27 protein-coding genes and 1 pseudogene are annotated in these 22,360 nt (G+C 67.9%); 18 read left to right on the forward strand and 10 right to left on the reverse strand.

What is annotated here, in order from left to right; all coding sequences use genetic code 11:
• Positions 1-62: 62 nt before the first annotated feature.
• Both SY2F82_RS21430 and SY2F82_RS21435 read right to left on the reverse strand, forming a co-directional pair.
• Positions 63-617 carry a flavoprotein gene (locus SY2F82_RS21430; protein WP_200420764.1) on the reverse strand — a complete coding sequence of 185 codons (555 nt, stop codon included), beginning with the start codon at positions 615-617 and terminating at the stop codon, positions 63-65.
• Positions 614-1,885: a helix-turn-helix domain-containing protein gene (locus SY2F82_RS21435; RefSeq protein ID WP_200420765.1), complete on the reverse strand. Its 1,272-nt coding sequence runs from the start codon at positions 1,883-1,885 to the stop codon at positions 614-616. Before SY2F82_RS21435 ends, SY2F82_RS21430 begins: the two co-directional genes overlap by 4 nt.
• A 175-nt stretch (positions 1,886-2,060) precedes the next feature.
• Here SY2F82_RS21435 and SY2F82_RS21440 point away from each other — a divergent pair, with 175 nt between their 5' ends.
• The 12 genes from SY2F82_RS21440 (at position 2,061) to SY2F82_RS21495 (ending at position 13,157) form a co-directional block, all read left to right on the forward strand.
• Positions 2,061-2,498, forward strand: a complete 438-nt coding sequence (locus tag SY2F82_RS21440) for an ATP-binding protein (protein ID WP_200420766.1) — start codon at positions 2,061-2,063, stop codon at positions 2,496-2,498.
• 2 nt (positions 2,499-2,500) lie between these two features.
• Complete coding sequence (locus tag SY2F82_RS21445) at positions 2,501-3,820, forward strand: UDP-N-acetylglucosamine 1-carboxyvinyltransferase (protein WP_200421082.1); 1,320 nt, start codon at positions 2,501-2,503, stop codon at positions 3,818-3,820.
• Positions 3,817-5,052, forward strand: a complete 1,236-nt coding sequence (locus tag SY2F82_RS21450) for a metallophosphoesterase (RefSeq protein WP_200420767.1) — start codon at positions 3,817-3,819, stop codon at positions 5,050-5,052. Before SY2F82_RS21445 ends, SY2F82_RS21450 begins: the two co-directional genes overlap by 4 nt.
• Positions 5,052-5,591, forward strand: a complete 540-nt coding sequence (locus SY2F82_RS21455) for a dCTP deaminase (protein ID WP_200420768.1) — start codon at positions 5,052-5,054, stop codon at positions 5,589-5,591. Before SY2F82_RS21450 ends, SY2F82_RS21455 begins: the two co-directional genes overlap by 1 nt.
• Entirely contained in the window at positions 5,588-6,124 is a 537-nt protein-coding gene (locus SY2F82_RS21460; RefSeq protein WP_200420769.1) for a deoxycytidine triphosphate deaminase, read from the forward strand. Before SY2F82_RS21455 ends, SY2F82_RS21460 begins: the two co-directional genes overlap by 4 nt.
• Before the next feature lie 23 nt (positions 6,125-6,147).
• Positions 6,148-7,236, forward strand: coding sequence for a glycosyltransferase family 4 protein (locus SY2F82_RS21465; protein ID WP_200421083.1), 1,089 nt, complete (start codon positions 6,148-6,150; stop codon positions 7,234-7,236).
• Between the two features lie 92 nt (positions 7,237-7,328).
• Complete coding sequence (locus SY2F82_RS21470; RefSeq protein WP_200420770.1) at positions 7,329-8,372, forward strand: serine hydrolase; 1,044 nt, start codon at positions 7,329-7,331, stop codon at positions 8,370-8,372.
• A gap of 221 nt (positions 8,373-8,593) precedes the next feature.
• A complete protein-coding gene (locus tag SY2F82_RS21475; RefSeq protein WP_200420771.1) occupies positions 8,594-9,208 on the forward strand; it encodes a DUF433 domain-containing protein in 615 nt (204 codons plus the stop codon).
• Positions 9,205-9,624, forward strand: a complete 420-nt coding sequence (locus tag SY2F82_RS21480) for a hypothetical protein (protein WP_200420772.1) — start codon at positions 9,205-9,207, stop codon at positions 9,622-9,624. Before SY2F82_RS21475 ends, SY2F82_RS21480 begins: the two co-directional genes overlap by 4 nt.
• A gap of 459 nt (positions 9,625-10,083) precedes the next feature.
• Positions 10,084-11,058 (forward strand): STAS domain-containing protein, encoded by a 975-nt coding sequence (locus SY2F82_RS21485; protein WP_200420773.1) that lies wholly within the window; start codon positions 10,084-10,086, stop codon positions 11,056-11,058.
• Positions 11,059-11,311: 253 nt separating this feature from the next.
• Positions 11,312-11,824, forward strand: a complete 513-nt coding sequence (locus SY2F82_RS21490) for a DUF5994 family protein (RefSeq protein WP_236041696.1) — start codon at positions 11,312-11,314, stop codon at positions 11,822-11,824.
• Positions 11,825-11,963: 139 nt separating this feature from the next.
• On the forward strand, positions 11,964-13,157 hold the full coding sequence (locus SY2F82_RS21495; RefSeq protein WP_200421085.1) for a PP2C family protein-serine/threonine phosphatase: 1,194 nt from the start codon (positions 11,964-11,966) through the stop codon (positions 13,155-13,157).
• Between the two features lie 2 nt (positions 13,158-13,159).
• On the opposite strand, the gene SY2F82_RS21500 is transcribed toward SY2F82_RS21495, so the two are convergent.
• The 6 genes and pseudogenes from SY2F82_RS21500 to SY2F82_RS21525 all read right to left on the reverse strand — a co-directional run bounded on the left by SY2F82_RS21500 (position 13,160) and on the right by SY2F82_RS21525 (position 15,947).
• Entirely contained in the window at positions 13,160-13,642 is a 483-nt protein-coding gene (locus SY2F82_RS21500; protein WP_200420774.1) for a DUF5994 family protein, read from the reverse strand.
• A 361-nt stretch (positions 13,643-14,003) separates the two neighbouring features.
• Positions 14,004-14,174 (reverse strand): annotated as a pseudogene (locus SY2F82_RS21505) (site-specific integrase); the annotation flags it as partial.
• A gap of 52 nt (positions 14,175-14,226) precedes the next feature.
• Entirely contained in the window at positions 14,227-14,379 is a 153-nt protein-coding gene (locus SY2F82_RS21510) for a hypothetical protein (RefSeq protein ID WP_200421107.1), read from the reverse strand.
• A gap of 2 nt (positions 14,380-14,381) precedes the next feature.
• Positions 14,382-14,798, reverse strand: a complete 417-nt coding sequence (locus SY2F82_RS21515) for an arsenate reductase ArsC (protein ID WP_200420775.1) — start codon at positions 14,796-14,798, stop codon at positions 14,382-14,384.
• A gap of 25 nt (positions 14,799-14,823) precedes the next feature.
• Positions 14,824-15,570, reverse strand: coding sequence for an MIP/aquaporin family protein (locus SY2F82_RS21520; protein WP_236041702.1), 747 nt, complete (start codon positions 15,568-15,570; stop codon positions 14,824-14,826).
• Positions 15,567-15,947: a helix-turn-helix transcriptional regulator gene (locus tag SY2F82_RS21525; RefSeq protein ID WP_200420777.1), complete on the reverse strand. Its 381-nt coding sequence runs from the start codon at positions 15,945-15,947 to the stop codon at positions 15,567-15,569. Before SY2F82_RS21525 ends, SY2F82_RS21520 begins: the two co-directional genes overlap by 4 nt.
• 80 nt (positions 15,948-16,027) lie before the next feature.
• On the opposite strand from SY2F82_RS21525, the gene SY2F82_RS21530 reads away from it, so the two are divergent.
• The 3 genes from SY2F82_RS21530 to SY2F82_RS21540 all read left to right on the forward strand — a co-directional run bounded on the left by SY2F82_RS21530 (position 16,028) and on the right by SY2F82_RS21540 (position 17,962).
• Positions 16,028-16,486 carry an ArsI/CadI family heavy metal resistance metalloenzyme gene (locus SY2F82_RS21530; protein WP_200420778.1) on the forward strand — a complete coding sequence of 153 codons (459 nt, stop codon included), beginning with the start codon at positions 16,028-16,030 and terminating at the stop codon, positions 16,484-16,486.
• Positions 16,487-16,948: 462 nt separating this feature from the next.
• On the forward strand, positions 16,949-17,326 hold the full coding sequence (locus tag SY2F82_RS21535; protein ID WP_236041704.1) for a hypothetical protein: 378 nt from the start codon (positions 16,949-16,951) through the stop codon (positions 17,324-17,326).
• A gap of 216 nt (positions 17,327-17,542) precedes the next feature.
• Positions 17,543-17,962, forward strand: coding sequence for a DUF6578 domain-containing protein (locus SY2F82_RS21540; protein ID WP_200420779.1), 420 nt, complete (start codon positions 17,543-17,545; stop codon positions 17,960-17,962).
• Between the two features lie 457 nt (positions 17,963-18,419).
• Here the strand turns inward: SY2F82_RS21540 and SY2F82_RS21545 are convergent, their stop codons facing one another.
• Positions 18,420-18,851 (reverse strand): VOC family protein, encoded by a 432-nt coding sequence (locus SY2F82_RS21545; protein ID WP_200420780.1) that lies wholly within the window; start codon positions 18,849-18,851, stop codon positions 18,420-18,422.
• 287 nt (positions 18,852-19,138) lie between these two features.
• Between SY2F82_RS21545 and SY2F82_RS21550 the strand changes: the two genes are divergently transcribed.
• From SY2F82_RS21550 to SY2F82_RS21560, 3 genes are all read left to right on the forward strand, one after another.
• Positions 19,139-19,543 (forward strand): hypothetical protein, encoded by a 405-nt coding sequence (locus tag SY2F82_RS21550; protein WP_200420781.1) that lies wholly within the window; start codon positions 19,139-19,141, stop codon positions 19,541-19,543.
• Between the two features lie 197 nt (positions 19,544-19,740).
• A complete protein-coding gene (locus tag SY2F82_RS21555; RefSeq protein WP_200420782.1) occupies positions 19,741-20,535 on the forward strand; it encodes an SDR family NAD(P)-dependent oxidoreductase in 795 nt (264 codons plus the stop codon).
• Between the two features lie 304 nt (positions 20,536-20,839).
• Entirely contained in the window at positions 20,840-21,064 is a 225-nt protein-coding gene (locus tag SY2F82_RS21560; protein WP_200420783.1) for a hypothetical protein, read from the forward strand.
• Positions 21,065-21,140: 76 nt separating this feature from the next.
• Here SY2F82_RS21560 and SY2F82_RS21565 read toward each other — a convergent pair whose 3' ends face one another.
• Positions 21,141-22,349 carry a cytochrome P450 gene (locus SY2F82_RS21565; protein WP_200420784.1) on the reverse strand — a complete coding sequence of 403 codons (1,209 nt, stop codon included), beginning with the start codon at positions 22,347-22,349 and terminating at the stop codon, positions 21,141-21,143.
• Positions 22,350-22,360 lie beyond the last annotated feature (11 nt).

Here is a 22,360-nt window from a genome sequence, read left to right on the forward strand (position 1 = left end):
CCGTTCTCCGGTGTCGCGCCCTGACTCGGCCCCCACCATCCGGACCGGTGGAGGAAGCAGCGTCACCGCGCCGGGCTGACCAGAGGCTCCAGCAAGTCCAGTGCTTCCTCCCAGCTGAAGCGCTCCGCCGCGCCGCCGGCCCTCGGCCGGTGCGGCTCGCACGAACCGACCACGACACCCATCCCCCGCAGCCGGTCCAGGCTCTGCTGGTAGGCGGGGTGGGCGGCCTGGGCGGAGTTCAGGTAGGGCAAAGCCACCGTCGGGATGCCCATGCCGTACGCCTCGCACAGGATGCCCAGGGCGAGGGTGTCGGAGATCCCGGCGGCCCACTTGTTGATCGTGTTGAACGTGGCGGGAGCGACGGCGATCGCGTCCGCCGGGGGCAGTGGGCGCGGGTCTCCCGGTGAACGCCAGGCGGAGCGGATCGGGTAGCCGGTCTGGGCCTCGATCGCCTTGGTATCGATGAAGCCGAGTCCCTGCGGTGTGGCGATGACGCCGACGTCCCAGTTTGACTCCTGGGCGGCCGTGATGAGCTTGCCGACGTCACGGGCAACGCCCGCCGCGCACACGACGACGTACAGGAAGGGCTTCTCGTCCGGGGCGGTCGGTTCGGTCACGCGGGGACTCCCAATTGGCGGCTGAAGTGGTGCAGTTCCGGCAGGGTACGTCGGCGGTCGCGGGCGGCCATATCGGCGACCAGGTGGCGGACATCGGGGCGGCGGATGTCCTGGGCGGCACAGGTCTCGGCGATCCTCAGGGCTTGGTAGCCGTCGGCAAGGCGGCCCTGCTGGCTGTAGGCGCGGGCCGCTTCGACCCATAGTGCGGCCCGGCGTTCGGGGACCGGGATGTGCCGGCGCATGAGGGGCCGGGCCGCCTGAAGGGCGAGGCCGGCGTCGCCGAAGGCCACCAGGGCGCTCAGCTCGTGCAGGGCGACGTTGGTCGGGCTGAAGGTGGCCCAGGCGTCGGGCCGGTCGAGAGTGACGTACCGCGAGACTTCTTTCGCCTCGGTGAGGAATTCCTTCGTGGCCGCGCGATCACCACGACTGCTGGCCGCGGTCACACCGCGCAGGAGCAGCAGTCCCACGGCGGCAAGGTACTTCGGTGAACGCCGGTCGTAGGAGCCGGTGAGCTGGTCGGCGGTGTGCCGGACCAAGGTGACGGCCTCCGTGGCGTGCTTCTCACGGACCAGCACGTGGGCCTGGACACGGACGCTGGAGGCGAGGACGACTGGGTCGCCTGAGCGTTCGGCTTCTGCCATCGCCCGGCCGACGGCGAGCCATGCGTTGCCCTGGTCGTGCTGCTTGAGCAGCAGGCTCGTCGTCGTCTGGTACGCCGTGGCCAGGAGCCGGGACACCGTGTCCCTGTCCGTCGCATCACCGGCCGCCAGTCGCAGGTCGGCAATCAGGCTTGGGAGGGTGCGCTCCAACTCCGTGTATTGACAGGTGTGGAAAAGCCTCAGTGCTGATCCGACGCGTTCGTACAGGACGGCCGTGTCCTGTGGGCCACCGGTGCCCGCGGGGCCGGGACCGGGCAGGAGGGCCTGGACGAGGGCGGTGTGCGAGGCCGAAGAGCCGGCCGGGGCCGCGAGCGCTGCGATGCTCGCGGCGAGGAAGGTGCGGCGGTGCATGTCGTCAGCTTCTTGATCGGCGGCGGAGACGTCCTGAGACGGGGCGAGGCCCAGCTCATGAGGCGGGATGTTCAGTTCCTGCGCGATGGCGCGTAATACGCGGATGTCCTCCGTGCCGCGACCGCTCTCCAGACGGCTCACCTTGGACTGGTGATACCCGAGCGCTGCGGCCACGCCGTGCTGTGAACGCCGCTGTAACACCCGCGCCCGACGGATCCGGTCTCCGATCCGTCTCGCTTCCCCATGCGCGTCGGCCATCTGCCACGGCTCCTTCCGCCGTCGCTGATCCTGCCTGCTCAATCGAGCATAGATCAGCCGTAGTTGGCCGTGATGCAGCCCCTGCATAAGTCATGCATCGCCCGCGTCAGGGCTCACCACTCACGGCGACGGACTGGTTGCTTGGTGTGGCCCCACCTACACCGGGAGGCCGCTCATGGAAGCGCACCAGCTCGCTCTTTCCCTACCCGCGACGCCCGCCGCAGCAAGCCAGGCCCGGCACCAGGCCGTGGATGCGATAGCGGGCTGGGGCTCGGGACTGGGCGCCGAGGTGGTGCACACAGCCGAACTGCTGGTCAGCGAGCTCGTCACCAACGCGGTCCAGTACGCCGGCACCGGATCCGTCTCGCTCGCGGTCTGTCTCGACGAGGCCGTCCTGCGGATCGAGGTCTGCGACACGAGCCCGGTCCTGCCCCAGCCGGCTCTGCCCGACGCGGACAGCGAGGGCGGCCGGGGTCTGTTCCTCGTCGCCGCTCTCGCCGACCGGTACCACGCCGAACCGACGAAGAACGGCAAGCGCTGCTGGGCCGAAATCGACCTGACCAGCAAACCCAGCCAGGAAGTCGCCTGTTTCCTGCCCCTCCAGAGGAGTTGATGATGACGACCACCCACGCCCCCGGCGTGGCCGCCGAGGTGATCGCCGTACGCCCTGGGCCGCCGCTCGCCGGCACCGTGAGCGTCGACGGCTCCAAGAACGCCGCTCTGCCGCTCCTGGCCGCCGCGGCGGCCCTCGGTCGCGCGGTCCGGCTGAGCAACGTCCCGGACAGCACGGACGTCCAGATCATGCTCACTCTGCTGCACCAGGCGGGTTGGCATGTCACGCAGCCCGTCGGCGAACCAACCACTTACGTGATCCTGCCGACGGAGGCATCTCAACGACTGCCCGATCTGGCGCAGGCAGCCCACATCCGCGCCTCGTACTACCTCGTCCCCGCCCTGCTCGCGCGTTACGGCCAGGCGCGGCTGCCTTGGCCGGGTGGCTGCCGGATCGGTGCGCGCGGGATGGAGCTGCACTTCAAGGTGTACGAGGCGTTCGGCGACCGGAGCCGGCAGGACAGCTCCGGGTACGGCATCGAAGCCCTCAGCTCTCACACGGGCACCGTCTCCATCGCACTGCCCTTCCGCTCTCGCGGTGCGACCGTGGCCGCGACACTGCGCGCCCTCACAACCGGCCGGCCCTTACGGCTGGGCCAACCCAACCTCTCGCCCGAAGTCCTGAGCGTGCTCGACGCCCTGAGTTCGGTGGGCTGGGAGACGCGCGCCAACGAGCATGTACTGACTCTCTCGCCGCCCTCCTCGCCGCCGACTGCCCCCGCTGCCTGGACCGTGCCCGGAGACAAGATCGAGGCAGCCACGCTGGCCTGCGCGATCGCCGCGACGCGCGGTACTGCCCGTATCGACGGCGTGCAGGGCAAGGACGTAGGCCCGTTCGTGGCTGCCCTTCATCAGCTCGGCATCCCCGCAGACGCGGAGCCGGGTGGCCTTACTGTCCGCGCGCATGAGACAGCCCCCACTGGTCGTCCCCTGCGGGCCATCGCCTCTCTGAGCCCTGCGGGCCTCGACGCCGACTTCGAACCACCGCTCATGGCACTCGCCCTCGGACTGCCCGGCACGCATCTGTTCGCCGACGCCATCAATCCCGGCCGCCACGGCAACCTGCTGCCGCAGCTGACCCGCCTGGGCGCCCGGATCGAGGAGATCTCCCCCACCGAATGCCGCCTGACCGGGCCCCAGCAGCTGACGGGCGCGGGCGTCGAAGCCACCGACATCCGCACCGGGTCCGCCCTCATGGTCGTCGGCCTCACGGCCCGGGGCGTCACCACCATCGGCGGCCTCGACCAGCTGCGCCGCGGCCACGCCGACCTGTCCGGCAAGCTGCGCATCCTGGGCGCCGACATCTGCGAGGTCACCCCATGACCACCGACGGCCGGAACCTGCGCCAGATCGTCGCCACGACCGACGTCCATTCCGCTTTCGACAACGCCGCGCCCTTCCTGACCCACCTCCACGCGCTGCGCCCGACCTCGCTCATCGTGGACTGCGGCGACTTCTTCGAAGGCAGTGGGTACTACCGCCTCGGTCGCGGCACGATCGAGCGCGAGATCCTGCTCGGGCTGTACGACGTGCTGGCCCCTGGCAACCACGGCTGGCCCCACCACTTCGAACCCGACCTCCACCTGCACACTGTCTGCGCCAACGCCGTCGATGCCAACACTGGCGACGCTCTCTTCAGCCGCCTGCACATCGCCGACATCGATGGACGGCGCGTCGGCGTAACCGCCGTAATCGGTCAACAAGCCTTCCACTCGATCCCGGCCACCCAACGAGCCGGCCACTGCGTCACCGATCCCCTCCAGGCCCTGCGCGAGGTGATTCTCGCCCACGTTCACGAGGTGGACAGCTGGGTTCTGCTCAGCCACTCCGGCTTCGACGAGGACCGGAAACTCGCGGCGGCTTGTCCGTTCCTCGACGTGGTCTTCGCCGGGCACTGCCACAGCGATCAGTACGGGCCGGTCCGAGTCGACGGCACCCTGGTCGTCAAGGGTCGGGAGCTCGCCGAAGGCTATGCGATCGCCACGCCCGTGGGCGCGGGATGGGGCGCGGGCACTACATCCTTCCCGGATCAGGTCCCGAGCTTCGTCCCTGCGGAGCTTGCGGGCCCGCGCTCACGCATCGAGGACGTCAGACAGCAGCTGGCCGCCGTCCTCGGCGCCATCAGTCCGACCTACAGCCACCAGCCCCTCGACCGGCGCAACGTGCTTCTGGACCTCGCCGCCCGCCTGCGTACGGCACTCGGCGCAGACGCGGTCATCCTCAACGAGACGGCACTACGCGCCGTACCACTCGGCGACACCCTCACCCAAGGCGACCTGCTCTCCATCGAACCGTTCGCCAACCAGCTCGTGCACGCCCACGTACCTGAGCCGGCACGCGGCGACCTCCCCGGCTGGCTGTCACAGCTGTCCACCCAGACCGGCCCGCTCGTCACCGCCCCCGATCCCTTGCCGGACACCATCACCACCGTCCTGACCACCGACTACCTCGCCGAGACCTACCTCGGCGAGCGCACGCACGAGGCCGGCCTTCGTCTGGACCAGGCCGTCCAGCACATCCTCACCGCTCCCGACACCGCGGAAGGAGGCAGGTAATGATCCTCACCGGCCCGGAGATCACCGCTGCCGCTCACGACGGCCGCCTCCGCATCACCCCGTTCGCCGCCGACCAGGTCAACCCCAACAGCTACAACGTGCGTCTGGGCCCCACCCTGATCAAGTACACGAGCACGATCCTGGACGCCCACCGGCCCAACCCCACCCGCGAAACCACCATCGGCCCGGACGGGCACGTCCTCCAGCCAGGCGAGCTCTACCTCGGCCACACCCTCGAAGAGGCCGGCTCCGACACCTTCGTGCCGCTGCTGTTCGGCCGCTCCTCCGTCGGCCGCCTCGGCCTGTTCGTCGAGATCACCGCACCCATCGGCGACATCGGGTTCCACGGCCAGTGGACGCTCATGCTCACCCCGATCCGACCGCTGCGCGTGTACGCCGGCATGAAGATCGGGCAGATCATGTTCTTCGTCTCCACCGGCGCCGTGGACCTCTACCGCGGCAAGTACCAGGCCGCCGCAGGTCCGCAACCCTCCGCCTACTGGCGAGACCTCGCCCGACTCCGGGTGGTGGCATCGTGATCCTCACCGGCCCCGCCATCGCCGCCGCCGTCCAGGCCGGCGAGATCACCATCGACCCGTACGAGCCCAGCCGCCTCTCCCCCAACGCCTACGACTGGCGGCTCGGCGGCACGATCCGCGTCTGCCACGGCAACCTCGACGCCGCAACCCCCACCGCCTTCACCGAGCAGCCCATCCCCGACACCGGCCTCGTGCTGCGCCCTGACATGCTCTACCTCGGCATCACGCTGGAGCGGACTGGTTCGGAGACGTACGCGCAGCTGCTGAACGGCGACCGCACCACCGGCTCCCTGGGCATCTGGGTTCACGTGTCGGCTCCGCTCGGACACCAGGGCCATGCGATCCGCTGGACGCTGGAGATCCGCGCCGCCCGACCGGTGCGCGTGTATCCGGGCATGACCTTCGGCAAGCTCGTCTTCCTCACCACCTTCGGCGCCCCGGCCAGTTACCAGCAGCAGCCTGCCAAGTACGCGTCCACGGAAGGCATCGACATCTCGCGCCTCTACGAGGAGATCGACGGAGGAGCGCGGTGAACGCTCGCTCGGCCACCGGCCCGATGGCCGCCACCTTCCTGGACCTCCCCGTCGGAAGCCCCGGCGGCAGCGTCGAACTCTTCCTCGACCTCTACACCGGACAGCAACCCCTCATCCCGGCCCGCGCCTTCATGCTCGCACCGCCTGGTCACTCTCCCCGTCCACCCGCCGGACTCAACGTGCTCCCCGTAGCAGGTAAATGCCTGGAAGGAACGGCCTTCAGCCGCTACGTCGCCACCCTGCGCAGAGCGCTTACAGCCACGCTCGATCCCACACAGATCGGCGTCCTCCACTTGCAGCACCTCGCATTCGGCGCCACTCCTGCCCTCATCCGCGCTCTGCCCACGCATCCCCGGATCGCCCTCGTCCACGGCACGGACCTGCTCTTCGCCGAGACCACCCGAGACCAGCTCCAGGTGCTGCGCGAAACAGCCAGGGCCGCCGACGCCATCGTGGTCCCGACCAACGCGATGGCCGACCGCCTCCTCAAGCTCGCCCCGCAGATCGAACGCCGCAAGATCACCCACATCCCCTGGGGCATCCCCGACCACCTGCTCACCGAACCGCCCGCCCGGCCTGCGCGCGCCACCACCAGCCACCTACGGCTCCTGTACGCAGGACGCCTGACCGCCGAAAAGGGCGCCGAAGTTCTGGTCAAGAGTCTGGCTCCGGTGCCCGGTGTCGAGCTGAGCGTCGCGGCGCCCAGAGCCCAATTCCACGCACTGGCCCCACTGCTGCAACGAGCCGGCGTACGAGCCCGCTACCTCGGCTGGCTCCGCCGCCCACAGCTGTGGAAAGCCTTCGCCGAACACGACGTACTGGTCGTGCCGTCCACCACCTTGGAAGCCATGGGACTGGTCGCGCTGGAAGCCCAGGCATGCGGACTACCCGTCCTCTACCAGCCCGTACCCGGCCTCAACGAAGCCCTCGCCGCATCCGGCATGGCCACCGACTTCACTCACTCTGCGGCGCTGACGCGTGACCTCAACCGACTGCGCACCTACCCGGGCCTGCAGGCCGCCCTGCGGCAGGCGGGGTATACGAATGCGGCACGCTACCCCCTCTCGGCGACCGCACGGTCATTGACCGACCTTGGTCGCCAGCTCTCTTGAACTGCTTCCGATGGCCTGACACGTCACTACCCGAACCGCTCCACCAACGTCACTACGCTGATCGACGGGATGTCCCGGCGAAAAGGGAGACCATGACGTACGACCGCGACCGCATCAAAGCCCTGCTCGACGAGGGAGTCCGCGACAAGGTGTATCCCGGCGCCGTGTGGGCCGTCGGCGACGCCACCGGCACCCTCGCCCAGGGCACCACCGGCGTCCTCGACCCCGACGAGCCGGACGTGCCGATGCGCACCGACACCGTCTTCGACGCCGCCAGCCTCACCAAGATCCTCGCCGTCTGGTCCTCCATCGGCGCCCTGTGGGACGACGGCACCCTCGACCTCGACCAGCCGCTCGGCAGCTTCTGGCAGGAGGTCACCGGCCGCCCGCTCGGAGCCGTCACCGCCCGGCAGCTGCTGACGCACACCGCCGGCGTCCCACTGCGAGCCCAGCTGAAGAACCTCTACGGCACCAACCCGGACCACATCCGCCGCGGGGTACTGCACGAGCCACTCCACCGGTCACCCGGCGAAGCCGTCGAGTACACCGACCGCGCCGCCCTCATCCTTGGCTACCTCGCCGAACACCTCTCCGGCCACCCCTTGGACCAACTGGCCACCGCCCGCACCTGGCACCCACTGGGCATGACCTCCACCCGCTTCGGCCCCCTGCCCGCCGAAATCGCCGCCCGCTGCGCACCGACCGAACTCGACCAGGACACCGACACCCACCTGAAGGGAACGGCCCACGACTTCTCCGCACGCCTTCTGGGCGGTGTCTGCGGTATCGCCGGCGTCTTCACCGTCCTGGACGACCTCGCCGCATTCCTCCGCTACATGCTTGACGGCTCCACGTCCCGCACCAGCGCAGGCTTCACGACCGCGTGGACCGCATGCTCACTGACCATTCAGACCGGCGGACTCCAGCCGGCCCGTGGACTGTTCTGGCACCCCGCCCCTGGCACGTCCGTGGAAGAGGACGTGTGGGTCCACTACGGCTTCACCGGCACAGGGATGTGGATCTCGCCTGCTCGGGGCCGGTGGGCGGTACTCCTGACCAACAAGCTCTACTACACCCGCGACCGCGCGCCACTGACCGATGTCCGCAACGCATTCCGCGCACTCGCCTTCATGTAGGGAACTGGACGAGGGGCCGGGTTCTAGCCCAGACACCGATCCGAGAAGCCCCTCCAGCTGCGGGAGCCGCCGGCACGGTCGTACCCGCTGACGGACGCCTCGCAAGCAACTACTATTCCGGCATTCGGGCTACGCCTGGGGGCAGAGTGAGTCTGTGGGATGCTCGCGTCGCTGAAGCGCGATTCAATCGTCGCCGAGAAGCTCGCGAGAGGGGGTGAATCATGAGCTTCCCCGTAGACCTCACAGCGGCGCTCAGCGGCGCCTCGGTCGCGCAGTTGCACAGCTGGCGACGTACCCACTTGCTGGAACCGGAAGTGCAGGACAACCCGGTCCGCTACTCATTCCGAGATGTGGTGGCACTGCGCACGTTCGTATACCTGCGTAGCAAGCTGCCCCTGCAGCGCATCAGGAAGGCGATGGATCAGCTGCGCAAGTGGGACCTGACCGAGCACCCGGCGGCCTACAAGCTTGTCACTGAAGGGGATTCAGTCTTCCTCATACAGGAGGAACGGGCCATCGACCTTGTCCGCCGGCCCGGTCAAGAGGTGATCTACAGCTTGGCCAACGTCTTCGCGCCCTTCGAAAACATGCAAGGACGCTCGGTCGCAGACTTTCGCCGTCCTCGGCCACACCTGGAGGTCAAGGAGAACCGGCTCGGAGGATGGCCGACCATCCAAGGGACACGCGTACCGTACGACGCTGTCGCCAAATTGGTCGCCGGAGGCGTCGCGCCTGCCGAAGTACATCGTTTCTACCCGACCGTCGAAGTGTCCGGAGCGGCAGACGCAGCAGACTTCCACCAGGAGGTCGTGCAGATCGGCGGTCGCGCCGCATGAGGTTCTTCCTTGACGAGAACGAGACGCCGGCCATCCTGCCCCCTCTGAGTACAGTCTTCTTCCATCACGAGTTCCGCACCGCCCACGACGAGGGGCTGTCCGGGGTGATGGACACAGAACTCATACACGCAGTCAGTGATCGCGGCTTCGACGCGATCATGACGCAGGACCGCAACCAGCTGTCGAACCGGGACGAGCGCGACGCACTCATAGAGACCGGCCTCCACTGGATCGGCCATCGTCAACCGGACGCGGACGGCCTGCTGTACATCGTGAACTCCACGGCCGCCTACCTCGCGGCCATGCCGCATATCCTGGACGAGATAAGCAACGTCACGGGCGCCCACGCCTTCCACGTGCGCAACCTGCCCCTGCTGAAGGGCCAGCGCGTCACAGTCAGCCGCCTCAAGACCTGATCCTTCAGACGCCCTGTCGTCGGGGCAAGTCCGCCCGCGCGTCAGGCCGCCTGACGGCAGGGCGTTCGGTTCACCACGTCATAGGGGTGGAGGACAACGCCGGAGGTGGCCTTCGCAAGCCGGGCCTGGCGCGGACCCACGCGCTCGTACTCGCCAAAGAGCCCGGACCGGGGGGACGGCCCGTGAGGTGATGCGGCACCTACCGTGCCGCGCGCCCGTCGCCGCAGCCGCTTCCGGTTGCGGCCCACGTACGGTTGAAGTACCGAGGGCATTACGCACTCCGGCTGCCCCGCCGAGTCGTCCTCGGCGAGAGACGAACCCCGGGCCGCCCCAGTGGTCGGCGCGGAGACGGGTCGGCATCATGTCCGCCGCGGTCGGAGCAACTCCGCGCAAGCTCATCATGGCAGGGGCCGCGCTGAGCACCCGTGCAGGTCCGCAACCCCGCCGAGGGGAGGCGTGATGACCTATTCCCGGCTGGACATCCATCGGCGGAACCGAGGAGAGCGGACGCTCGTCACGCTTGCCGGTGACATCGGGCCGACCACGACGCCGCTGCTGCGGGCCGCAGTGGAGCAGTGTCTGCTGGACGGCGTCACCGTGATCGATATCGACCTGACCACGGTCGGGTCCTGCGACGCCAGGGGCTTGGACGTCCTCCTGTCGGCATCACGGCGCGCCGGCCGGGTCCACGCTCGCCTGCGGCTGCACCATCCGTGCGCGCAGATCACCCGGCTCCTCGATGCGACCGGATCGACTTCGCTGCTCCTTACGGCCCCCGTGAGTCCCGTGCCGCCCGCCGCGCCCGGTGACCTCACGAGTACCGTGCCGCGGGCGCTCGATGACCCCGCTCGTCGGCCGGATCAGCCGGTCCTCAAGGACGGGATCCGGCTTCGCCGGCTGACCCGCTGGCAGGCCGAAGGTATGCGCGAGGACATCGCGGACCTGGCTGCGGAGTCCGTCGCGGGCACCGCTGGCGAGGCGTACCACGACCGCAGAGACTTCCTGCACCGCTTGGCGGTCACTGCCCACCGCCCCGGCTTCGCCCTGCTGGTCGCCGAGACGACGGTGCTAGTCGGTTGCGCCTTCGGTTTTCCGGTGGGCTCTGACGGCTCCGGTCGCGGGGGGTTCGACGGAACGCTCCAGGAGATGATCCAGCGGCTCACCTCCCGCGCACGGTTCGTCGTCCTCACCCAGGTCGTGGCCCATCCGCACGCTCAGCACCGCGATATCGCCCGCCGCCTGCAACAGCGTCTGCTCACAGACCTGCACTCCTCCCTCGGGGTCACCCTGCTGCATCCTGCCGACCAGGCAGGACAAGCCGCCTTCTCGTCCTGGGGCTGGCAGAACATGGGTGAGGTCGTCGGGCTGCCCGGCCCTGTCGCCCCTTGCGTGTTGACCCTGCCTGTCGAAGGGGTGCCCTTGGCACGCCGATGATGTGGCAGAGGAGCGATGAGCCGACGGTCGTACCGGCCGGGGCGGTCACGGCACCCGTCGTCCGCCGTACGGACGTGTCTCCACGCGGTGGCTGCCTGCCTCTCCGCGCGATGGTTGCGCACCACGCCGCCCGCCACAGCCGGGAGTAGCCTGACAGATACCGAGAGCTTTTCGGGCGCACGACCACGGCGGCGCCGTTCCCGGCGAGTGACAGACACGGGCAGCCTGAAGCCGCCTGGAACGGGATCGCACGATGAACGCCATCACAAAGCCCGCCGAAGGTACGGCGCCAGGTGACGGACACTCCTACCGGATGCCCTTGCCCCGGCTGCGCCTCACGCCGGACGTCAGTCATGGCCCGCTGGACGGGGCATGGTGGCCGCGCTGCGACGCACTGGAACTGGAGCTGCCCGCGCTGGTCGGCTCCTTGGATCCGAGCATCGGCACCGTCACCCGCGTGACCGTGGGGACCGCCGCCTGGCCCGATGCCCCGCAGGAGGTGATGGCGCCCGGCCATGTGATCGAGGTGATCCTGACCGACTTCGCCGCCGAGGCGCATGCCATCACCGTGGACTGCGGCACCGTGGGACGCTGGCAACTGCTGGTGATCCCCCCCGACGAGCCGGCCGGAACGGCAAGCCAGCTGCTGACCGCTGCCGCCGACCCCGAAAACCCACTGTCGGCTCCGCGCCTGCTGGCACTCGCCGAGAGCGGCCTCGACGGACAGGACACATGGGAGTCGGAAGGAGGGTCCGGACTCAGGTGAGAGGCCCGATCCGGACGGGCCCGGGTGACGGGGCCAGTCCCGGGGCGTCTACGACCCCTCGATGGAGCGATGACACTGGCAGACCCTGCGCCGTCCCAGCCCGCCGCTCCGATCGACTCGGATCATGGCGGGTGAGGGGATGACGGCCGGACAGCGTGCGGACCGCTCCGAGAGCTTCGGGGAAGCTCTGCTGGGAGAGGTCCTCGATCGCGCGCATGAACTGCCGCCCCATCTCATCGGGCCATTGGTCGCCGACGTGGTGGAACGGCTCGGGGGCCGTCGGCCGCAGGTGCTGCTGCAGGACTACGGCCAACTGCTGCTCGTACCCCTGCCCGGCGACGGCCTCACGGACGGCGAACCGGAGGTGATCGACGACTCCGAGGCAGGCCGCTGCTTTCTCGACGCTCACCCCGTCGAGCTGCCCGAGGACGACGGCGTGCGAATCTTCCTGCCGCTACTGGACGGCGGCGACCAGGTCGGGGTCATGGCAGTGACGCTGGACAGCATCGATGACGACGACCGCCGCATACTGCACAGGATCGCCGGCCTCGTGGCCGACCTGCTCGTGACCAAGCACGGCTACTCCGACCTCTTCTTCGGCGTCCGACGCAGGGAACCGATAAGCGTCGCCGCCGAGATCCAGTGGGCTCTGCTGCCACCGCTGGCGATGATCATGCCTCGGGTCGCCGTGGCCGGGATCCTGGAGCCCGCCTATGACGTGGCGGGTGACAGCTTCGACTACGCCCTCAACGGAGACATCCTGCACGTCGCCATGATCGACGCGATGGGGCACGGACTGGGCGCGGCCACGATGGCGACCGTGGCCATCGGCTCCTACCGCCACGCCCGCCGCGCCAGCACCGGGCTGCCGGAGATCTACGCCTTCATGGACCGCGCCGTGGCGGACCAATTCGGCCCCGAGCACTTCGTCACCGCGCAAATGCTGCAGCTGGACACCAAGACGGGGCATCTTCAGTGGGTCAACGCCGGGCACCCGTCACCGATGCTCATCCGTGATCACCGCGTCACACTCCGGCTGACCGGTCCGACGACCCTCCCTGTCGGCTTCGGGGGTCCGCACCCGCAGACGAGCGAGATGAAGCTGGAGCCGGGGGACCGCCTCCTCTGCTTCACGGACGGACTGATCGAGGAGCACAAGACCGGGGAGGACGAGTTCGGGGAGGACCTGATGATCGACTGGGTGAACCAGTTGGAGAGAACCGGCCGCGGAATCCGGGCGGTGGCGCGGTCCCTGTCCCACACGCTCAAGCGGGCGCGGGGCGGACACACCACGGATGACGCGACGCTGCTCCTGGTGGAGTGGCGCGGATGACCTCACTCTGGTGGCACCTGCGCGCTTACTGTGTCGATGAGTATCTGATTCGCCTGGGTGACGTTGTCGGCCCGGACGGCCTGAGCCATCGCGGCATGGGCGGCCTCGGGTGCTGTGTCCGGCGGAACCACCAGCATCGAGAAGATGTCCTGGTCACCTCGGGTGATCAGCACGGTGTCGTCGCCCAGCGGAAAGGAGTCGATGTGTACCACTCGGTCGTCGACGACGATCCGCGTCGGGAGCCCTTCCCAGGCCGTGGTGTCCAGCCCGACGCGCGTGACGGGGCCGAGATGACCGGTGAGGGCGCTCAGCAGCGCGGGCAGCTCGGCGGCGATGTCGCGCGACCGCGGCCACCACGCACCGTCAAGGACGCCTTCGCGCGACTCCGTGGTCTCCAGCCTGAGCAGCGCACATCCTGGCTGCACGGCCTCGTGAACACCGCTGGGCAGATGCCGGGAAACAGGCCGTGCATCGGAGCCGGTCATGAGGATCACCCGTCTTCGGGAATCGGCGCGATCACGGGACTCGCCTCGCCTTTTACACGCTACTCCTCGTGCCACGGGGCCGATTTTCAAGATTCGCCCTGTCCCGGGCAGCCAGCTGGCCAGAACGGATTCGGCACACATGAGACCGGGAAACCCCGTGAACACGTGAGAACTACAGAGGGGTGTTTCCCCAGGCCAGACGCCATTTGGCTGCTGTTTCCGCAGGTCACAGCCCCTTCCAGGGAAAACTCCTAAAGCGGGTGTCGCAGGTTCGAATCCTGCCGGGGGCACCAGCCAAAAGGCCACCTACCGATCTTGGTAGGTGGCCTTTGACATCCAGCTTTGACATCGACGAGGGCGGTCACTGACGACCGGGGCGCCTCCTGAGCAGGCGGTCCATGTGGCTCATGGCCTCCCGCTGGGTGTCCTGGACGACGTGGGTGTAGACGTCCATGGTGATGCTGATCTGAGAGTGGCCGAGGATCTCCATGACGACGCGGGGCGCGACCCCGGCCGCTGTGAGGAGGGTCGCCTGCCTATCGCCCACCGGCAGGGCGCCGAACTTCCCGCCTGCGCCTACGACTTCAAAGCCCGCGCCACAGTGTCGGATCGGCTGGCAGGTCCACAGACTGCCCGACGCGCCGGCCTTCGTCGATGCCGAGTTGGTAGATCGTCAGGACCTGGCGGGCATGCTCCGCGTCCATCGCAGCGATGCGGTACTCGGCGGTCGTGTCCATGGTCAGCTCGCCGAAGTGATCTCGTCGACCAGGCCGCGGATGCGCTTCTCGATCTCGTCGCGGATCGGGCGAACCGCTTCAACTCCCTGCCCGGCCGGGTCGGGGAGTTCCCAGTCGAGGTAGCGCTTGCCGGGGAAGACGGGGCAGGTGTCGCCGCAGCCCATCGTGATCACGACGTCGGACGCCTGGACCGCCTCCACCGTGAGCACCTTGGGCACCTCGGCCGAGATGTCGATGTCCAGCTCTGCCATGGCTTCGACGACGGCCGGGTTCACGGTGTCGGCAGGGGCGGAGCCGGCGGAGCGCACCTCGACGCGGTCGCCTGCCAGGTGGGTGAGGAAGGCGGCCGCCATCTGGGAGCGCCCGGCGTTGTGGACGCAGACGAACAAGACAGACGGTCGCTCAGAGGGAGAGGGCATAGCGGGTGTCTTTCCGGGCGGCGGGTCAGAAGCTGGAGGAGGGAGCGGCGAGTTCGGGTTCGCCCTGTGCGGGGACGGATGCGATCGGCGTCGGTGCGGGCTGTGCGAACACGGCGGCCACCAGGCCCAGGCCGACCACGGCACCGGCGACTTGGGCCGCGATGAACGGGCCGACCGAGGCTGGCGCGATACCGGCGAAGGTGTCGGTGAAGGCGCGGCCGACGGTGACGGCGGGGTTGGCGAACGATGTGGATGACGTGAACCAGTACGCAGCGCCGATGTAGGAAGCCACGGCCACCGAAGCGAGGTGGGCGCGACCGATACGTTCGAGCCCGAAGATCAGCAGGACGAGACCGGCGGTGGCGACCAGCTCGCCGAGCCACAGGTGACCGGCGGAGCGGTCATGGCCGGACCACTGCACCAGGGGCTTGGCGAACATGGCATCAGCCAGGACGGCGCCGCCGATCGCTCCGGCCGTCTGGGCGGAGATGTAGACGGCCACGTCCCGGAGGGTCAGGCCGTCAGGGGTGCGCCGACCGGTGGACCAGGCCGCGAGCGTGACGACCGGGTTGAAGTGCGCGCCGGAGACCGGCCCGAACAGCGCGATGAGCACGCCCAGCCCGAACACGGTTGCCAGCGAGTTGGCGAGTAGTTGCACGCCGACGTCGTGGGTCAGCTGTGTGGCCTGGATGCCGGAGCCGACCACCACGGCGACCAGGGCCGCCGACCCCACGGCTTCGGCGAGGGCACGGCGCCCCAGTGGCGCCCTCACGCGGTCGCCTCGGCCTTCTGCGCGGTGGCGAGGAACGCGGCGAGTCGGTCCAGGGTGCCGGGCAGCACCCAGTAGTAGACCCATGTGCCTCGGCGCTCGCAGTCGATCAGCCCCGCCTGCCTCAGCAGCTTGAGGTGATGCGAGATCGTCGGCTGGGACAGCTCGAAGGCCGGGGTCAGGTCGCACACGCAGACTTCGCCACCGGCCCGCGATGCGATCAGCGACAGCAGACGCAGGCGTATCGAGTCGCCCAGCGCCTTGAAGATCTTCGCCAGCTCGGCCGCCTGATCCTCGTCCAAGGGGGCGGTCACCAGCCCCGGGCAGCAGGCAGCGGACTGATCGTCCTGCCCGAGCACCACCAATTCTTGCTTCGACATACTTCTATATTGACGATTCTCGATCCAAGGCGCAAGCTCTGTATTGACAGACATCAATGCAAGCAGATGGGAGTCGCCTCATGTCCCGTGCCCAGCTCGCCCTGCGCGTCAGTGATCTGGAAGCGTCGATCACCTTTTACTCGAAGCTGTTCGGCACCGAACCGGCCAAGCGACGCGAGGGATACGCCAACTTCGCCATCACCGAGCCCCCGCTCAAGCTCGTCCTGATCGAAGGCAGGCCCGGCGAGGAGACCCGTCTCGATCACCTTGGCGTCGAGGTCGAATCCACCGAGCAGGTCAACGCCGCCACCACCCGGCTTAAGGACGCCGGCCTGGCCACATTCGAGGAGAACGACACCTCCTGCTGCTACGCCCTCCAGGACAAGGTCTGGGTGCACGGCCCCGGCAAGGAGCCGTGGGAGGTCTACGTCGTGAAGGCCGACGCCGACACGCTCGGCAAGAGCGCCGAGCCCAACACAACCGGTGACGGCTGTTGCACCAGCCAGACCTCCGCTTCCACAGGTTGCAGCTGCGGCTGAACCAACACGAGCACCCGCCGGTGGTTGCTGTACAGCAACGGAGTACGGCAACCACCGCAACCGCAGCCGACCGACAAAGGCCCTCGAAGACCTCACGACCAGCGCCCTGGACCGCAATGGCCGTCCAGCCAATAGTTCGGGACGAAGCGGTCGTCCCGTTAGGGTGCGCTACATGACCGACGCCCCGGCCTGTCCCGAGTGCAGCAAGCCCATGCAGTTCGGCGGCTTCGTCCTCGTCAAGCGGGAGGACGATGGCCGGCGGACCTGCCGGGCGCTGTGGCGGTGTACCGGTCGGCATGTCTGGTGGCGCTGGGACGACCGGCCGGAGGAGCCGTTGGAGGCCTGCCCGATACCGAGCTGTTCCGCTGACATCCGACGCTGGCGCCGCCATCGCCGTACCCGCCGCCTCGGCCGCCGAGGCCGCCCCTGGTCAGCGAAGCCACGATCGGAGACTCCGGGAGCATGCTGCTGCCGCTACCCCATGGGAAGACCGAGCTCATCGAGGTCGTCCGCATCACCGACCCCGTCAGGCACCTCAGTTCGGACGACCTGGCCGGCGACACTGCCGCGATCTGGGAGGGAGACCAAGCCCAGCAAGCCCTGTCCCTGATCGCCGAGCTACCAGGAAGTGAGCCGTACCGCTGCTTCCTCCCAAGCTGGGGAATCCGGGCGCACAGCTCCACCGACCAGCTCTTCGAGATCGCCTTCTGCTTCCGCTGCCACGGTGCCCGCATCTGGGGACCGGGTCTTCCTGTCGAACAACAAGGCCAGAACTTCGACGCAGCAAGCCCTGCCGCACTTGAACTGCTCCACCGATTCCGCTCCTGCCTGCCGGACTGAGGTCTCAGCAGCTTGGGGACGAAGAGGTCGCCGTGCCAGATGCAGGGGTCAGCAGCGGTCAACAAGGGTGGCTGGTGAGTGCATCCGTGCCCGCTCGCTCGGCCAGCGAAGCCGCAGGTCACCTGCCCTACGCCTCACCCTCTCTCCTAAAGCGGGTGCCGTAGAGCATGTACGAGGCCCCTGACGAACTCAGGGCGCTCGGCGGAGAAGGACGTCGTGACGTTGACGATTTGGGTCGATGACTGGCAGATCCAGTGCTGCGGAACGAACTTCGCGCCTGGGGACGTTGTCTCCTGGACGCTCCTGGAGGTCGATTCGGAGGACTACGCCGACGTCGTCGGTAGCGAACGTGCGGATGAGATCGACTTCCGCGAGGAGCACCACGGCCAGGAGGAGGGACATGAACCCACCTCGGTGGAGGTACTGTCGATCGCTGAGGTCCACTGCCGTTACGAGGTACCCCCGGGCGCCACGGACAAGGTGAACTACCCCGTTCCGGGCACGACTGTGCTGGTTCCGGTCAATAAGGCGGATGGGTGGGCACAGGCCCGGCCGGACGTTCGCTTCACGGGCTACCTGGTGACCGCCCGACGTATCACAGACCTGCCGGAAGCCGCGGTTGCTCCCGGTCAATGAGGAAACCGGCGGGAGAGGCTTACGGCCCGTTCGCTGTACAGCAGCACAGTACCCGCAACCCCAGCAACCGGCCCCGTCCACCAATGTTCTTCCATGGCCTCGGCGCGGCCGGCATGGGCCTCACTGACCGATCCGGCTAGAGCTACGGATCAGAAGGCTTCTGACATCCACCACTGACATCAACGACGCCGGACAGGGGCATACACCAGCGTCTCTGTCCTGCCGTCGCACCAGTCGATGGCAGCAGCTGCAGCGGACGCGGATCGAACTCCTAAAGCGGTGTCGCAGGTTCGAATCCTGCCGGGGGCACAGAGAGAAGGGCCAGCTCAGGAGGAGTTTCCTCCCAGGCTGGGCCTTCGGTGTTCGAGCCTGGCCGAACCGTGCACGCCTCGTTGGATGAGTTGCAGGCCCTAGTGGGATTCGCAACGCTTCGTCCCGGTTGTTTCAGATTCCCCGTCTAGCCGACCGCGACAAACTCGAGTGGGATGTTGTCCGGGTCACGGAATACGACCGTCGAGTACACGAACGGTTCCTTTTCATCCCTGATCGGAGTGTGCTCGATTCCCAAATCGTCCAGCCATGTCATCCAGGATTCCAGGTCGGCACGCGTACGCACCTGGAACGATACGTGGTCCAGACCTGTCCGGGCTTCGAGGAATCCCTCATGCTGGTTTCCTGTGTTGGTGTGAAGCCCGATCACCAGCCCCGATTCCGGAACCACCAACAGGATGCCGTAGCCCGTCCTCTCGCGGAAGAGGTGGTTGAACTTGTAATCCACTTGCTCGGCCCGGAAAACTCGCTTGTACCAGTCCAAGCTGTCTTCCAGGTTCGTGACGGTGAAGGACAGGTGGTGCAGGCCAGTGATTGTCGGCCCAGTTCCCTCAGTCATGGCTTACCTCCGGTCTGAGCACTGGGCGTTGAAGTCGTCGGGGTGCGTCCAGCACAGGCCATAGCCGGCGCCTTCGATGGCCGCACCGGCAGGGCTAGGTCCTCGGTACAGTGCAGGATCAGCACCAGGAGGTCGATCGTCGACAGATCGGTCCGGAAGTGGGTGTGCCACGTGGCCAACGCCAGCGACGGTTGCGATCGGTGATGCGCCGACCGCCGTGTTCCGCGGTCCTGCACGGCCTCGGCGCTGATCCGGCTTACGACCGGTTTGGGACCTGCATGACAAGGATGAGCGGACATCCCGGAGTCGGCAACTTGCGACCGATGGATGCGCGCGTATCGTATGTAAGCGCCGAGAAGCGGGAACAGGATTCTGGCGCCAAAAAACAGGATTTACGCGTCGCACTTTTGGCCGACTGCTCGGCGTCCACACCGCAAACCAAAGCGGAGCCCGACAACGGCCACACCCTGTCTGAATTCCTCACCTTCACGGGCGAGATCAAAGGCTTCCTGACGGCGGGGCTGAACGCGCGCGGCAACATCCATGGGCAGCCGAGCCAGGGAGTGTTCGCCCAGACGAGTTGCGCCACATACAGACTTGGCGCCGATGACGACCCGCAGAAGAACTGCGTGACAACGCCGACGCACAGTGGCGAACAACCGCGGACGTTTGCGGACCGTCGTAACAGGTGAGAGGCGCACCGGGCCAAGGTCAAGTGGCTCGCGAAGTTGCTTCAGGACGAAGAGGTCCGTGCCCCACCCGTGCCCGATCGTGCGGGAAACCAATCTCCGCAGCTTGACGAGGCTGGGAACAGCTGCCCGCCTGAGCCGGCGGCGCCGGTTCTGTCTACCCTCGATATAGGGGGTGACCAACCCGGAAAAGGACCGCCATGGACCTCCAGCTCAAGGACAGGGTCGCCGTCGTCACCGGAGCGAGCAAGGGCATCGGCCTCGCCATCGCCGATGCGTTCGCCCGTGAAAGCGCACACGTCACCGTCGGCAGCCGGAGCATTACTCCCGAGCTCAAAGGGCTCCGCGAGAAGTACGGCGTCACCGCAGTCCCGGTCGACCTGTCCACGGCAGACGGACCGGGCGCACTCGTCCGACACGCGGTGGACCAGTACGGCAGGGTCGACGTCCTGGTCAACAATTTGGGCACCGCGACGCCCCGTCCGAGCTTCCTGGACATCGACGACGCCGAGTGGCAACGGATCTTCGACATGACCCTGTTCAGCGCGGTCCGGGCCAGCCGCGCTGCGCTTCCTCACCTGCTGGTCGTGGACGGGGGTTCCATCATCAACATCAGCTCCATCAACGCGCGTCTACCCTTCCCCATGGTCGTGGACTACTCCGCGGCCAAGGCCGGGCTGAGCAGCCTGACCAAGTCGCTGTCCGAGGAGTTCGCACCGCGAGGCGTCCGGGTCAACGCGATCGCCCCGGGGCCGGTTCGCACTCCCTTCTGGACCGCGCCGGGCGGCTTCGCCGATGCCACGGCAGCCCAGGCCGGCACCACCGCGCAGGAAGCCATCGATGCAGTCGTGCCGCAGAGCATGGGCATCTCCACAGGACGAGTCACCGAAGCTCACGAAGTCGCCGATCTGGCTCTCTTCCTCGCCTCCCCGCTCGCCGGCAACATCACAGGAGCCGAGTTCACCATCGATGGCGGCCAGGTCAAGACATTGTGATCTCTTGCCCCTGCCTGCACACCCCGTTGCTGAGCACCGGGCGGTAGGGATCGAAAGATGGCGCCGCGAACTGGTCCTACAGGTATTCGAGCAGACGCGATGGCAGGACTGTCACGAGCCCTCCACTGATCACTGAGCACAGAGAACTCCATGATCATTCAGGCGCTGGTGCTGTACAGCAGCGAAGTACAGCAACCACGCCCTCCTCGGCCTGCAGCTGCCACCGGACTGCACCTTCGTCGGCTCGATCAACTGGGGCTCGATCGGCTACTCGGTCGCATGGGCCTACGCGGATCTACCGAGAGTGCTCCGCCCGGACACCACGGCGCGATCGTTCGTCGTCAAGACCACCGCGGACCTGGCGGAGGCCCTCAGCGCGCCCAACGACACGCTGATCTTCATCGAAGCGGTCATGGATCCCTACGACGCTCCCACCGCGGTCATGACCAGCAGCAACACCGGCGCGGACATCGACTACGGGCCTCGCGGCCCCCAGCACCGCGACAACGCACAGCTCAGGCCGGCCTGACTCCCCTGCCGACACGAATCAGCGGCGCGGCCAAGAGACGCAGCTGGACCAGCTCCCCCAGCCCCTGCGGCGGTGCTCAGACCGTGAGGCTCTCGATCGCCACGGGAAGGTGCCGGGGGCCGCGCAGCACGGCGTTGGCGCGGTACGGCGGCGGGTCCTCGAGCAGCCCGGAGAACCTGACCCGGCGGAAGAGCTCGGGTACCGCCACATGGAGTTCTATCCGGGCGAGGGGGGCGCCGAAGCAGTAGTGGATGCCGGTGTAGAAGCCCAGGTGTTCGTTGTCCCTGCGGTCGGGGTCGAAGCGGTCGGGGTCCTTGAAGCGTTTGGGGTCGCGGTTGGCCGCGGCCAGCATGAGCCAGACCGGCGAGCCCTTGGGGATCGTGGTGCCGGCGACGTCGATGTCGGCCAGGGCGGTGGTCCACGGGACGAACTGGACCGGGGGCTCGTAGCGCAGCACTTCCTCGATGAGGGGGACGGCCAGGTCCGGGTCCTTCTGGAAGCGGTCGAGGACGTCAGGGTGGCGCAGCAGGGTGAGGGTCGTGTTGGTGATGGCGTTGACGGTGGTCTCGTGGCCGGCGACCAGGAGCAGCACGGCGGTGGCCTCCAGGTCGGCCGGTGTCATGTCGGGGGCGAGCGCGCTGAGCATCCCGGGGCCGGGGTGGCGGCGTTTGGTCTCGATCAGATCGGTCAGGTAGACGCCCATCTCCTGGCGGGCCCGCTGTGCCTTTTCCGGGCCGCCGTCGTCGCCGGAGTGGGGATCGATTGACGACGCCAGGGCATCGGCCCAGCCGTGGAAGCGCGGTTCGTCCTCGCGCGGGACGCCGAGGACCTTGCAGATGGCGGTGACGGGAAGGGGGTAGGCGAAGTCCTCGACGATGTCGACCTGGTCCTTGCCTTCGAAGGCGTCGAGCAGTTCGGTGACCGCCTTGGCCAGCTCTCCGCGCAGGCCGTCGAGGAATCTGGGGCTGTGCGGGGGACCGAACGGCCGGTTGATGGTGTCGCGCAGCCGGTCGTGGACGGGCGGGTCGGTGAAGATGAAGCTGGGCGGCAGACCGGTCTCCGGGTCCGGTTGCCCGACGCGGGCGTAGCCGGACGGGCGGTTGCTCGTGTCGTTGCTCAGCCGTGGGTCGTTGGCCAGGCTCCGCACCTCGTAGTAGGTGCTGACCAGGTAGGTGCCGTCGTCCTCCCGCCTGACCGGTTGCTTGCGCAGTTCCGCGTAGAGCGGGTACGGATCGGCCCGGTTGGCGTAGTCGGTGATCTGCGCGAGGAGTGTGCCGGACGTCATGGTGACTCCTG

It is taken from the genome of Streptomyces sp. Y2F8-2 (assembly GCF_014905555.1).
In the GTDB taxonomy this organism is placed as follows: Bacteria; Actinomycetota; Actinomycetes; order Streptomycetales; family Streptomycetaceae; genus Streptomyces; species Streptomyces cynarae.